Annotated in this window: 12 protein-coding genes; 3 read left to right on the top strand and 9 right to left on the bottom strand. The window is 47.8% G+C overall.

Annotation, left to right across the window (positions count from 1 at the left end; translation table 11 throughout):
• Positions 1-154: 154 nt before the first annotated feature.
• The 8 genes from LG402_RS21555 to mobH form a co-directional block, all read right to left on the bottom strand.
• Positions 155-745, bottom strand: coding sequence for a TraE/TraK family type IV conjugative transfer system protein (locus LG402_RS21555; protein ID WP_052219381.1), 591 nt, complete (start codon positions 743-745; stop codon positions 155-157).
• Positions 742-1,029 carry a type IV conjugative transfer system protein TraL gene (gene traL, locus LG402_RS21550; RefSeq protein ID WP_042847251.1) on the bottom strand — a complete coding sequence of 96 codons (288 nt, stop codon included), beginning with the start codon at positions 1,027-1,029 and terminating at the stop codon, positions 742-744. Before traL ends, LG402_RS21555 begins: the two co-directional genes overlap by 4 nt.
• A 69-nt stretch (positions 1,030-1,098) precedes the next feature.
• Positions 1,099-1,926: a DsbA family protein gene (locus LG402_RS21545; protein ID WP_042847254.1), complete on the bottom strand. Its 828-nt coding sequence runs from the start codon at positions 1,924-1,926 to the stop codon at positions 1,099-1,101.
• Positions 1,926-2,216, bottom strand: a complete 291-nt coding sequence (locus tag LG402_RS21540; RefSeq protein ID WP_191901258.1) for a hypothetical protein — start codon at positions 2,214-2,216, stop codon at positions 1,926-1,928. The genes LG402_RS21545 and LG402_RS21540 overlap by 1 nt, the downstream gene beginning before the upstream one ends.
• Before the next feature lie 88 nt (positions 2,217-2,304).
• Entirely contained in the window at positions 2,305-2,955 is a 651-nt protein-coding gene (locus tag LG402_RS21535; protein ID WP_042847258.1) for a DUF4400 domain-containing protein, read from the bottom strand.
• A complete protein-coding gene (locus tag LG402_RS21530) occupies positions 2,948-3,325 on the bottom strand; it encodes a hypothetical protein (protein ID WP_052219382.1) in 378 nt (125 codons plus the stop codon). The genes LG402_RS21535 and LG402_RS21530 overlap by 8 nt, the downstream gene beginning before the upstream one ends.
• Positions 3,322-5,274: a conjugative transfer system coupling protein TraD gene (gene traD, locus LG402_RS21525; RefSeq protein WP_226617175.1), complete on the bottom strand. Its 1,953-nt coding sequence runs from the start codon at positions 5,272-5,274 to the stop codon at positions 3,322-3,324. The genes LG402_RS21530 and traD overlap by 4 nt, the downstream gene beginning before the upstream one ends.
• A 13-nt stretch (positions 5,275-5,287) precedes the next feature.
• Positions 5,288-7,948, bottom strand: a complete 2,661-nt coding sequence (gene mobH, locus LG402_RS21520; RefSeq protein WP_191901256.1) for a MobH family relaxase — start codon at positions 7,946-7,948, stop codon at positions 5,288-5,290.
• Between the two features lie 147 nt (positions 7,949-8,095).
• On the opposite strand from mobH, the gene LG402_RS21515 reads away from it, so the two are divergent.
• The 3 genes from LG402_RS21515 (at position 8,096) to LG402_RS21505 (ending at position 10,797) form a co-directional block, all read left to right on the top strand.
• Positions 8,096-8,671 carry a hypothetical protein gene (locus LG402_RS21515; protein ID WP_042847265.1) on the top strand — a complete coding sequence of 192 codons (576 nt, stop codon included), beginning with the start codon at positions 8,096-8,098 and terminating at the stop codon, positions 8,669-8,671.
• Between the two features lie 35 nt (positions 8,672-8,706).
• Positions 8,707-9,633: a thioredoxin domain-containing protein gene (locus tag LG402_RS21510; RefSeq protein ID WP_052219383.1), complete on the top strand. Its 927-nt coding sequence runs from the start codon at positions 8,707-8,709 to the stop codon at positions 9,631-9,633.
• A 156-nt stretch (positions 9,634-9,789) separates the two neighbouring features.
• Positions 9,790-10,797 carry a hypothetical protein gene (locus LG402_RS21505; RefSeq protein ID WP_052219384.1) on the top strand — a complete coding sequence of 336 codons (1,008 nt, stop codon included), beginning with the start codon at positions 9,790-9,792 and terminating at the stop codon, positions 10,795-10,797.
• A 35-nt stretch (positions 10,798-10,832) separates the two neighbouring features.
• On the opposite strand, the gene LG402_RS21500 is transcribed toward LG402_RS21505, so the two are convergent.
• Positions 10,833-12,308 carry a 3'-5' exonuclease gene (locus tag LG402_RS21500; protein WP_042847267.1) on the bottom strand — a complete coding sequence of 492 codons (1,476 nt, stop codon included), beginning with the start codon at positions 12,306-12,308 and terminating at the stop codon, positions 10,833-10,835.

Genomic DNA, 12,308 nt, shown 5'->3' with positions numbered 1-12,308 from the left:
AGTGACAGACGCAATACACAGGAAGTTACCGCGACGGTTTTGTTAATGCTGCTCACTTTGTTTACCTAGCTTTTACGTCATCGTAAAAGCGCTCAATGTGGTTATAACCCGCACGAGGCGGGTGACGAAATTTACGGGACAGTGTTCCCTGGATTTATTTGTCGCCTTTTTTGTCGCTCGGCAATTCGGCTTTACCTTGCTTGATGTTGATAAAGGTCAGCACAGGTCGGTAACCTTTCACATCAATTGTCATTTGGAACGTAACGGGCTTCACGATAGGGTTACCGGCGATCCCTTCAAGACCTTGACTGCCTTCTACGAAGTAGGTGCCAGGGGCTTTGGGGTCGTGGTATACGCGAGTCGGTGTAAAGCTCAGACTGATACGATCACGCTTAATCTGGTCAATCTGGTCATCAATGCGCTTCATGACTTGCGTGTAAATACCCGCATCCAGGAATGGGCCGATAGATTTCTTCAGCATGTCCACTGACTCAGGTGTTGCGTTACCCATAGAGTTAGCCAAATAGATAGCCCATGCCTGCATGTAAGGCTGTCCGGCCGTCTTTTCATCTAACCAAGTGGTTTCGGTCAGGTTGGGTGGAACAATGGTCACGATCTGTGAACGGTTCATTAATGTGCTGGAGAGAATGCCGATGCAGATAATCGAAACAACCAACACCAGTTTCAGCGTGGTGTTTTCGCCTTTCATGTTCAGCAAACCCTTTTTAAAATCTTTGCTCTTCATACAATAAATTCCCGGTCGAATGCGTTAGGTACAATGGTGCTTTTCCCGAAAGAAACACCGAACTTCCAGTAACACAGATGCAGAAAGTATTTTTCTGACGCCTTTTGCAGAAAGCTGCCATAGAACCGAGTGATCACGATGCCGATGAGTGACATCGTAAAGATACGGCCCGTAAAGACCCCGATACCCAGGAAAACGAAAAATGGCATCGCTTCATCAACGCTCCAGAAGAAGAACTTCGGCGGATCATCGACAGAATGCGAGATGTGGACTGGCTCACTCATTCTTACCCCCAATTATGAATCGAAATACCCGAACCCCTTCGGGTGCTTTAACACAATGCCCGGACTCTTTTACTTCTCACCCCCTTGGGCCAATTGCGCCATCATTTGCATCAGGCCTGTCCCGTTGACCGAGCCTTGCACCATTGCCGATTTATCGCCGTACACCACGATGTTTGCAGGCGTTTGTTGAATATTGAGTCGCGCGGCCTCTTTCACATCTTCCGCAATTTTTGCGCTTGGGCGAGCGGCGTTAACGCACTCAATAATGCGCTGCCCATCCAGCCCATTGTTTTCAGCCAATTTGTCCAATGGCGTTGCCATACCGTGACCGTCGGAGCGGGTATCCGCAAAAATAGCCCGTGCCATCTTATAAAATGCCGGATTTCCACCTTGCTCTGCGGCACATTCAGAGGCGAGAGATTCGGTGCGTGATGCCTGGCCGTGTACCGGAACGTGCTTGAACACCATCGCGATATTGCCGGACGAGGAATCCACCAGATCCATCATTTGCGGGAAATGGGTTTTGCAGTACGGGCATTCAAAATCGGAATACTCAATGACGTAAAACTGTGCGTCAGGATTGCCGTAAATACGCTCACTATCTGTAGACGGCGCGTAAGACTCAGACGGTTTTTTACCGGTACTGAAGCCAATCGAATTTGCCCCTTTAGACTGTTCGTTGACTTTTAGCCCAGAGGCCGCAATATAACGGTCGAACGCTGCTTCCAAATCCCCCCGATTACTGATGACATTGCGCTGCATATCAGCGACAACGGCCAAGTCGTTAAGCAGGCGCGTTTGTTTATCCAACGTGTAGGCGACGAACCCCGAAGTGGCGATCATGACAGCCAATGGAATGCCATAAATGACGCTTTTCAAACCTGTACGCTTAGCCATTAATAACCTCGGGATTGCTGTAATTGTTCAGGGACGTAAACCATGTCAGGTTTCTTTATTGCCCCGCGTTTTTTCATTTCTTCCTGCTGGGCTTGTAGCCGTGGCAACAATACTTCAGCCATTTCACGGTCCATCTTGTCCCGGTCGGTTAAGTAGCTGGACTTGTGGAGGACCGCATTCAACTCGTGGATCTGCTCAGACTTATCAGTAAGCAGAACACCCGCGCCCAGACAGACTGAAAAGGCAATACACAAGAGTCCGGACAGATAGACGTGCTTCAGTTCATTCATAGTTCACCTCGGGGGATAATTTACCATTCCGGTTTTGGCGCTGATAATGAAAAGCACCGCAAAACGCGGTGCTTTTCGGGGGAGGAATTTAGATGCGTTTTGGAAGGTTACTGATGAGCAACGAACTGCCTATTGGGATCATCACAATCATGATGAGGGCACCAATCATCGGCGGTACTGGCAGAGGGACAAACAGTGACAGCAAAATACTGTAAATCCCCCAACCAATCAGCACCATGCTGCGGCGGTTAAGAAACGGTGACGAATAGGCAAACGTGTATCGCTTAGCGTTCCAGCGCATGATCCCAGCAAAGAGAGAGGGAAGTGTGACCACAAGCATGTACGGAAGCCAGTATATATTCAGGGTCAATCGATACACGATCATATAAAACCAGTAATTCAGGTTTTCGGCCATGTTTCGGAAGATGGAAGCGAAAAGGAAAAGTGGACCACCTTGATTTGCCATATCGGATGAATCGAGCTCATAGAAGTCACGCAAGAAGCCATCCACTCCAGTATTTACAAAGAATGAACGGTAGTTTTTGTTGACGTCCGAGATCACTGGTGTGAAATCCGTATCGCCGATCAATCGCTGGCCCCAGGCAACTTCTTTTTTCACGTTCTCGTAAAAATACGAGGCCGGGAAAAACATGGAAATGACGAACAGTATTGCCGTACTGAAGATGATAATCATCTTTATCGTCTGGGGCCATTTCTCTTCGGTTAATTGGTCAAGCATGTAAGATCCTTAATGCGAGTTTATCCGCCACCGCATTAATGAGCTCGCTATTCAGCCTGCGGGGTAACTGACTTGTAGTTGCCAGCTCGTTGAACCCTATTTTTCCGCCAAGGTGCTCGGTGACGAAATTAGCCAACGTAATGAAATAAACCGCCAGGCGTTCCCAGTCATTTAGAGGGCAATCAACCTGTTGGTTATATGCCATCACCGAGGACTGCACCGCATCGGCCACCAGCCCCTTAGTCAGGGTGCTAGGCAGTAAGGAGATGAGTGATTGCGTAATAGGCTCAACACACGGCCACACCAGCGTTAAGCTGTCATACGCGTTGCAATCTTCTTTACGTAAAAAATAGGTTTTCATTTTGATCATGACTTTTTACCCCCAACACGAATACGCGACTTCTCACCCCGAACTTTCTTCTCGTACAGTTTGAGGAACTTCAGGGCTTTCTTACTGGCCTGGTTGAAGGCCTTATCTCCCTTCGGTGACATAATGATGGGCACTTTACCTTTGACGATTTTGTTCGCCTGGTTAATTGCCATAAATTCAAGGTTTGGTAACCAGCCCAGCAACGGAGAAGGGAACAACTCGCCTTCTTCTTCCATAATGCGTTCACTGACCGAACCAGAGATCATTTCAGGGTCAGCACCAGCACTGGAGCCATGCCCGCGCATGACATACTTGAACTTGGTCATTGGTACACGCTTCATGACGGCCTCTTGCGCATCAGGATCGGGGGTACGCAACGCAGTAAAGTGGTTGGTGTTGGTGACGATTTGTTTCATCTTGGCTTCAGACCCCAGGCGCGCCTCAAAGTCGCTGGTGGACTGAGATGAAATAAATAGGCGGAAGCCCGCGCCACGGGTTTTGTTCAACATCTTGATCACTTGATCGTTAATGACCTCAGCAGCTTCGTCGATAAGAACCATCACTGGGGCCAGGTCATCCCCGCGTGGTTTCATAAAGTTGTACACGTCCGCTGACACACTGGTGATGTCTGACAAGAAGATAGAGCCCACCGCCGAACCAGTTTCTGCATCCGCTAAGGAGTCTAGCCCCATGTACAGCATGCCTCCGGTTGTGATGATGTCGCGCACGTTGGAGATAGGGCGGAAGTCATTCAACTGGGATTCATCGTCACTGTCCGGGGATAGTAATTCAGCCATGAAACCCTGAGTCAGCTGGCTGAGGATAGGCATCACGTTGAGGATCATCTTCTGGAAGTGCTCACGCTGGTGGCCGAGCATATCCAGCCCTGCTTCAATGCTTGGGAAGCTGCGGTTTGCTTTGATGTCGTTGCGGTAAATTTCGGCGCAAATATCAGCGATTTCCTTTGGCCCCTTCGCTTTGTTTGCATAACGATCCATGCGCATGGCGAAAATACGGTCAAAGTCATCTTCACCGAGCACCTGACGGCCAATTTTGGTCACTGATTTGATGATGAGATCAGCCAGAGATGATACATCCGACCCCAACTGGGTTTTCACGTTCTTGAGCGTGGGTTTCAATTCGCAGATTTTCATCAGTTCTACGACTGTGGTTAAGGACATGATACCGAACGATACGAACGGGTCACTGGTGCCATCGGCACGCTGGATAACGGATGTAATACGGTTAGCTACTTCACCTGCACGAGTGTAGTTGGTGATCGGAGAAATGCGCGCGGATTTCTCCGGGTGCGCCAGCGACATGTAGTTGAATTTATCTTCGCGGTTCACCAAACGCAGACACATTTCCATCCAGTCAGCCAACTCTTCATCGTTTTTCGGGTCGATGAGAATGAGCGGTTGTTTCTTCAGTGCTGCCTGAAGGATGAGTAACTTATAGTATGTTGTTTTACCTGAACCGGTTGTACCGGTCACCAGGGTATGCAATGACAGCAGATCTTCAGCGACTCGTATCCATTGTTGCTTTTCACCAAGCGCATGGATCCAACCCAAACCCATGAAGTTTTCTGGCACCTTGCTAACGAACTTTTTGATGTCGCGCTTGATGAGTTCGGAGGCTAACTGACCTTCAGGTTGACCCCATTCAAAACCATACCCCAGCAGGTAGCTGTCGGGGAATTTCATCATGACATCAATAACGGATTCCAACTCCATTTTCAGAACGTTAGGCTTTCGCTTTAACCGGCTCTTATGCTTGTAAATATCCCATGCGGAAGGTACGGAACGAGCCGCATAGGCCGCTTGTACCGCAACAGCCAAATAACAAGGAACCGCAGGCATATTGAATGCGGCATTGACCGCCAGTGAGGCAGCAATCCCCACACCCCAGCCTGCAATTTCCAGCGCCTCAAAGTTGGGACGCCAGCGCATGTTATAACTCCACTCACTCATTATCATTCACCATGAAATTTTGAATATTGCTGTTAACGAGGATGTAATCGACACCAGTACGGGTCACGTAGTCGAAATTATCGATCAGTACCTGTTGGAACTGATTTGCGTTGATGTTCAGATCTTGTGCAATACGGCGTTTTTGCAGCGAGGACAAGGCGATCACTGGGTCGCCATTGAACGCAGTTTTATTTGCCCCTTTGGTGGCAATGGCGCGATAGACTTCGGTCATATCCACACTGATGTCGGTCAGGTCAAACGGACTTAGGCTGGCACGATAACGGTGACCTGAAAGCTGGTCGATGTCAGTATTGAGCTCTTTACGCAAGTAGAAACACATTTGCGAACGATGGGTGTAATACTCGCAAGGAGCCTCCATAAACGGATACCAGATCCAATCTGCATCCCGCATCGGTTCGAAGAGTGAGTCCTCAACCCCGTTCTCCAGGATGATGCAGCAGTGGCCGCTTTCATGGAAAAGGGCAGACTGATTCGCGGCCACGTAGGACGCGAGTTTGTCCTTGGCAAGATCTGAGGCATTGCGGAACAATGGGCTTTGGTCTTGGTGCAGTGCAGTCAGTTGTTCGGTACCAAATGCCACCTCGTTATTCTTGTTGTAGCCAAAATCATTTTCCGGGGTCACTGGCGTAAAATTCCCATTGTCCACTTCGTCCTGTACGCGTTGGATTTTTGCTCTTGCATCAGACATAGGGTCGATAGCCGGTTTTTTCTCAACCAGATTCTGTTCGTCATTTTGATACCCATCAGCGACAGCGTGGTTTTTGAGAGTCTCCCACAAAGATAAGGTTTCACGGTCAAACTCTGGCTCCTGATAATGCTCTGGCTCCGACATGATTGGAGGGGGCATTTCGGCAGAGGTATCTTGCTTGCTCAAAACGTCTTTCAGGCTCCGTTGTTGTGGCCCAACTTTGGCTATTTTTGCTTCGGGCGAAGAGGTTTTAACAGGCTGACTTTGTTCAATTGGAGTCTGGAATGCTACCCCTGGTTTTTGATTAGCCAATTCCGCTTGTGCTTTGGCTTTCGCGTCCTGACGGGCATTCACTTTTTCGTAGTCAGCATCAGACAGAAGATTCAAGTGATGCAGTAGCTCGTGGGCGTTATCAGAGGTCACCGGATTCGAGGCTCCAAACATATTATCCAGCGGATTGTCATTCTCATCCGGCAGCAGAGTGCCACCTTTCAGGATTTCAGGATCGACGTCAGCCGGAATGCTGTTTTCACGCGGCTCTTTATTCCCCACGAAAGGACGACTTTCTTTCAGCACAGGGATGTTTTTCCCTTTACTGGTCTGGAATTCACGCCATTCGCTCTCAATTCGGATACGGGAGGAAATAGGCAGCGGCTCCATTGTGTCCACAAACAGAACGTCCGGAGAGATTAGACGCAGGCAACTCAGCGCTACTTTCGGCTCTTTACTGTTACGCGAATCGCGGTCATTCATGATGTGTGGGGCAATTCGCCAATATGCGGTATCTTCGTTTTTATTTACGTTCGGAATGCACAATTTGTAGCTCATCATCAGATCAGCCAGACTGTTGGCCGACTGCGGGATCACTGCACCGGACTTCTTCACGGTGTTGGTGATGTCTTTGACCGCAGTACCCCAAACGATAAACACGCCATAGGTGGTGACCCAAATCGGGTTGCCGGGTTTGTTGGGTTGCCACACTCCTTTCTTAAGTAGGTGGCGCATGGCATCTACGATGCGTTGGACCGCAGGCACACCCGATTGCGTTGCACGTACCGCATCACCGCCGTAGCGTTGCAGGTCGTGGCGGACAGAAATAACGTCAGATTCCTTCACAATTTTAAGGATCTTGTTTTTCATTTCAGGGGCGTTTTCTTCAGTGGCATCCAGGCGAACGGTACTCACGGCCATTGCCCGAGTCAGCTCGTTATAGATGTCGTTGCCTTCGCTCAGCAGGAACTCATGCAGGATTTGCGGCATGATCATCATCATCATGGCGGTGGTGCTGGAGTGGTGCTGCTGGTGGCGCGAGCTCTTCCAAACGAGGAAGTAACGTTCAATTTTATTGGCTTTTGCCCATTCATGGATCGGGGTGCGCCCCGGAGGCCAGTGATAGGTGCCGGATTTGTCCCAGACTTCGTAATCGGTAAACGGCTTGCCAATGTCATGCAGAAGGCCCGCTGTCGCAATCGCAAGACGCCAGGCCAACATGCGGCTGGATTTCACCACGGGCATTTCCATCGAATCGAATTCAATGTTTTTGGCTTTACGGATGCTCTGGAAACATACTTCAAGAGAATGGCGCATCAGTCCACTCTGCGCTCGGTGGTGGTGGTGTTCCGATGCAGGGAACAGCTGCACGAAGTTCGCAAAGCTATCAAGCATCGGCATCATCAGCTGCTCAAATTCGCTATCTCGGATATTCAGTTCGCGTTTAATGGCCTGGATCATATCGGTCTGCTTTTCACGCAGAATGTAGCTTCCCGGTATCAGTGCTGGAAAACCAATTTCGGCAGGCGGGTAGCGCAAAATGTCACCCCGTACAACCATTGAATCCACACCGTCGCGCATAGAGTCGATTTCTTCGAGGGTCTCCAGGGGGATGTTAATCTCGCTCTGTTCCTCATTTTTTTTGCCAAACAGCGTTTTGATGATCTTCAGCATTTAAAGCTCTCCGTTGTAGTGCAAGTACGATAACCCATGACTGGGGGTGTGCAGGAACGAAAAGGCCATCGTTTTGTCGGCTAAAACGGTAACTGGCAATTTTAAAAAAAAGGATAATGTCTGTGCTTTCTAACCGGAGAAGAAGTGATGAAAACCCGTAAACGTTTCGCATTGCCATTGTTGGCAACCTTAGTCATAGCCACCTTGACCGGGTGTGCAGCGGATGAACCAAAGGCCCCTGAACGCACCTATGTTGATGAAACGCAGGTGACGGTGGTCAAGGCGACTTACCCTGAAGGCTATGAGTTTTCAGAGTCTTACTACAGCACTGAACGTGGCGGTGCTGCACTGCGCCACCCAGGCTATGAGCATACGCTTGTGAGCCCATATGCCGTTCATGACCAAACGGGTAAGCGGTATGTTGCACACGATCTGGACACCCAGATTTTACTGACCAGTGTATCCAGCAGTGCCTATGCTAACGGCCCGCGCGGGACATTTACTCAGTCACCCAGGTTCTGCGATGAAAATTCGTTCATGCTGCCGAACAATAAGCAAACTGCCAAACGTGGCGAGTACCTGCAAATTAAAGAGCGTTATTGCTCTACACCAGGTTACCGTCTGAGCCAGCATGAAATTGACGTGCTGACCCGTGGCGAACCGGAAGAACTGCGTCAGTATCGACTCAAGATGTATGTCGATAACCAGTTCACCAAATTTTAAGTGACTAATTAATTCTTAAGTGGGGTAAGAAAATAATGTCCAAGCAAGTCAATAAAATTCAAGTCGTTGGGCCAATTGCAATTGGCGTGATGATTGCTGTGTCAATGGGCGCAAGTCTTTACACTGCCGTGCAAACGAGCGCCATCAAGACCAAACTTAACGCGCTTCAATCGCAGGTGGTTGAAGTCGAAAACTTTAGCAAAAGCATATCCGCAAGTGTTGAGGGGCACTTTGCGCAGTTGGCTAAATCCGGTGGTGGTGGCGTTGGTGCTAACGGTGATGTTAAGTCGGCGGTACAAGCTGCGTTAGCCGGTTTGGAGGAAGATAAGCTGGCAGAGAAACGCGCTGAACTATACAAAGGCTGGGAACAGGTCAGTGTCAACAAAGACGGGCGCTACATCTACGGTAATCCGGACGCACGATTCACGCTGGTGAATTATGAAGACCTGGAATGTCCGTTCTGTAAGCAGTTCCATAAGACGCCGAAATATCTGGTCGATACGGCCAATAATGGCGCGGTGAACTGGGAATGGCGTCACTTCAACCTGGCTTTTCATGAGCCAATGGCAACCAAAGCGGCAATGACAGCAGAGTGCGTGGCAGAGCAAAAAGGACCGAAAGGCTTCTGGGGTGCGACCAACTACTGGTTTGAGCACACGCAGGGCAATGGCAAAGGCTTTGAAGACAGCGCAGGCATCCCTGCATTGTTTGAGCTGGATAAAGCAGCGTTTGACACCTGTATGCAGGATCCGAAAATCATCCAGCGCATCAAGCGTGATATGGATGCCGGTACCAAAGACGGCGTAAACGGGACGCCAACTACCATCGTGATCGACAACAAAACCGGTGAACGTGAAAGCATTGTCGGCGCGAGACCATTCGCAGGCTTCGTTGACGTCATTGAGCGAATGGTGAAAGGTGGTTTAGAGAAAGCTCCCGCACCGGCACAGGCCAAAAAATAAATGTTGATGCCCGGTTTCGCCGGGCATTTTTTAATGTTCATTGAGTATCCCAGAAAAGCCATTGATTTATTCTAAAGGTTATTAAAATCTTCCGTCTCAAATCGTCTTAAATGTTGATATAATTAGTCATTAAAACATTAATTATAAGTGGAATGAATGGAAGGCGAAAAGGAAAAAGTCAAGATTTTCTATTCTTGGCAATCAAGCTATGACGAACGCAAAAATAGGTTCTATATTCGTGATGCTTTAACAAAAGCAGTGACGCATCTGAATGAAAAACAATCAACATTCATATATGAATGGGATCAAGCCACGGATTACTCATCAGGAAGTCCTGACATTTTAGCAACTATATTGGCTAAAATATCGGCATCACAAATCGTGATTAGCGATGTGACAGTGATACCTCAAAATGGGACACCTAAAAATGAATTTCCAAATCCTAACGTTATGTTTGAACTGGGTTTTGCAGTTGCAAAAATAGGTTGGGGGCGAATAATTACTTTGTTGAATAGTAGCGAAGGGCATGGCCCCAAAGACCTACCATTTGACATCAATAAGCAGAGGGTTTCACTATATAATTCGAATAGAGATGACGGAAAGAAAAACCTAGAAAAGTTACTTATATTCGCCATTGAATTGATCACCTCTAATAACCCTGCATACCCTAATGAATCTGACCCAGCCATAACAGAAAAAATCAAGCGCCAGAGTGATATTAATACCCTGACCGGTTTAATGAATTATCTCGATACAAATATACTTGATTATTATTTTGAGGCATTGCCTAACATAATGTATTTTGATGGCTCAACCTGCTGGGAATCATTTAGAGCGATATTCAAGTCAAGTGCATTTTATTTGTATGACACTACAACTTTCAAAATACTGAACAATATTTATGAAAACTGGAGTCAATTAGTTGAAGCTGGTCAGTTTTTTTATGATCATCACCAGAATGGACTTGATTATATATTTCCAGGGAGAAAAAGGTACGAAAGCAGCGATGCTCAGATGGCTTGGGATGTTATTGGCTCGCTTTCAATGTCATTGCAAATGGAATTGGCTTCTTTAATAGAGAATTTAAAAAATAAATTCCCAGAGATAGATATTAATAAAACCAATAGTGAAGGCAGAAAAGATATCATCCGATCAAGACCTTAGTCTTATTGAATAAAGGCCCATTACGGGCCTTTTCTTTACACGATAATGATGGATTCGTTTCGTTCTCGCCTATGGTTATATTGTTCCAGCAGCTCCATCATTGAGCCATTAATGTTGATGCGGCTCTGTGTGCGGGTAATCGCGACATAAAGCAGGTTCATCTCATCAATAATGCTTTGTTTCGATTTCTTCATCATCAAAGCTTCAATAATGCTTGGGTAATCATCATTGAGGATAACGTTATCCCATTCCATGCCCTTGGATGTGTGAGCCGTGGTGATAATAAGATCAGCATCTTTGTGGGTACGAGCCTCATTCAGGCGCATCGTATCGACCATGCCGGGGATATCAACGTAGTTTTCCATCAACCTGATAGCCCGCATCATGTTCGTGTCTTTGGTCGTTTCGGCAATCTCCTGGAAGTTGGCCCAGTTACCGTAATCTGTCAGCACCCGAGGGTTTTTAATAGCTTCATAGTTACTTGTTTTCATGGCGTGAAGATCAAGCAACTCCCCCAGATTGTACTTACCGATACCACCATTCCACATGACACGCTTCCCCATCAGGATAGCCTCATAGGCAGAAGAAATGACTCCCATGTACGTTCGTGAGATAACAGCATGGAAGCCATGTTCGGCGATTTCATGAGGCTGACAAACTTCATCCAGCTTACCCAACCCTACAAGTGGGTGGGTTTCGCCAATCATGGATAAGACCACATTGGCAAGAGCTGCAACCATTGGGCCAAAGCGGAAAGACTTTGTCAGCCTGAGGACTGACGCGCCTTTTTCTTCAACAACGTCCAGCGCATTCTCTGCACCACGCCAGCGGTTAATCATTTGATGCTTATCGCCGACAAATAACTTCGCACACTTGTTATTGAGCACAATATCGAGTGTCACGGGGTTGGCGTCCTGAGCTTCATCGAACAGGATAATGTCATAGACCGAATCCAATGCAGGGTTAGACATCTGATAAAGCTTCAGTAACGTGTTATTCGTGCAAGGCACGTCAGATTCCTGATCGATTTGTTGCTTCCAGATCCGACGCGCTGCGCGCAATGCCGAATCCACGCGTGAAGGTGGGATTTTGTCAATGTTGCCGAGATCTTTTAATACGTGGGTCGTGTTAATTTCATAGTCAGCTGAGTTCATAAAGTGTGAAAGGCCATTGATAGCCAGTTTGACCACGCGCCAATCCTCTTCCTCCATCAGATCGCGGTACTCTTTAACCTGAATATTCAACTTTGTTTTATGGCGATAATGCTTAAAGCGTGCAGCGGCCAGCGCATGAGAGGTTTTGCACTCCACGTTTTTAGGGAATTTTTTCTCCGCCTCTTCACGGATAGACTTATTGAAGACCAAGTAAAGCATCTTCTTGTCTTTATGCGTGTCGGCATAGACCTTTAGTGTGAATGTTTTGCCCGAGCCTGCATAGGCCTGCACGCAAACCATCGATCCGGGCTCAGCCTTGTAGTCGATAATCCTCTGTTGCTCGTCAGTTGCTGCCAT

Source organism: Proteus sp. NMG38-2, from assembly GCF_020640995.1.
In the GTDB taxonomy this organism is placed as follows: Bacteria; Pseudomonadota; Gammaproteobacteria; order Enterobacterales; family Enterobacteriaceae; genus Proteus.
The sequence above is the reverse complement of the archived record's forward strand: the minus strand, read 5'-3'. Positions and strand labels throughout refer to the sequence as shown.

Excerpts from the sequence above, each read along its gene's own strand:
- LG402_RS21555 (WP_052219381.1), bottom strand. The coding sequence starts at position 745 with ATGAAGAGCAAAGATTTTAAAAAGGGTTTGCTGAACATGAAAGGCGAA.
- traL (WP_042847251.1), bottom strand. The coding sequence starts at position 1,029 with ATGAGTGAGCCAGTCCACATCTCGCATTCTGTCGATGATCCGCCGAAG.
- LG402_RS21545 (WP_042847254.1), bottom strand. The coding sequence starts at position 1,926 with ATGGCTAAGCGTACAGGTTTGAAAAGCGTCATTTATGGCATTCCATTG.
- LG402_RS21540 (WP_191901258.1), bottom strand. The coding sequence starts at position 2,216 with ATGAATGAACTGAAGCACGTCTATCTGTCCGGACTCTTGTGTATTGCC.
- LG402_RS21535 (WP_042847258.1), bottom strand. The coding sequence starts at position 2,955 with ATGCTTGACCAATTAACCGAAGAGAAATGGCCCCAGACGATAAAGATG.
- LG402_RS21530 (WP_052219382.1), bottom strand. The coding sequence starts at position 3,325 with ATGATCAAAATGAAAACCTATTTTTTACGTAAAGAAGATTGCAACGCG.
- traD (WP_226617175.1), bottom strand. The coding sequence starts at position 5,274 with ATGCGCTGGCGTCCCAACTTTGAGGCGCTGGAAATTGCAGGCTGGGGT.
- mobH (WP_191901256.1), bottom strand. The coding sequence starts at position 7,948 with ATGCTGAAGATCATCAAAACGCTGTTTGGCAAAAAAAATGAGGAACAG.
- LG402_RS21515 (WP_042847265.1), top strand. The coding sequence starts at position 8,096 with ATGAAAACCCGTAAACGTTTCGCATTGCCATTGTTGGCAACCTTAGTC.
- LG402_RS21510 (WP_052219383.1), top strand. The coding sequence starts at position 8,707 with ATGTCCAAGCAAGTCAATAAAATTCAAGTCGTTGGGCCAATTGCAATT.
- LG402_RS21505 (WP_052219384.1), top strand. The coding sequence starts at position 9,790 with ATGGAAGGCGAAAAGGAAAAAGTCAAGATTTTCTATTCTTGGCAATCA.
- LG402_RS21500 (WP_042847267.1), bottom strand. The coding sequence starts at position 12,308 with ATGGCAGCAACTGACGAGCAACAGAGGATTATCGACTACAAGGCTGAG.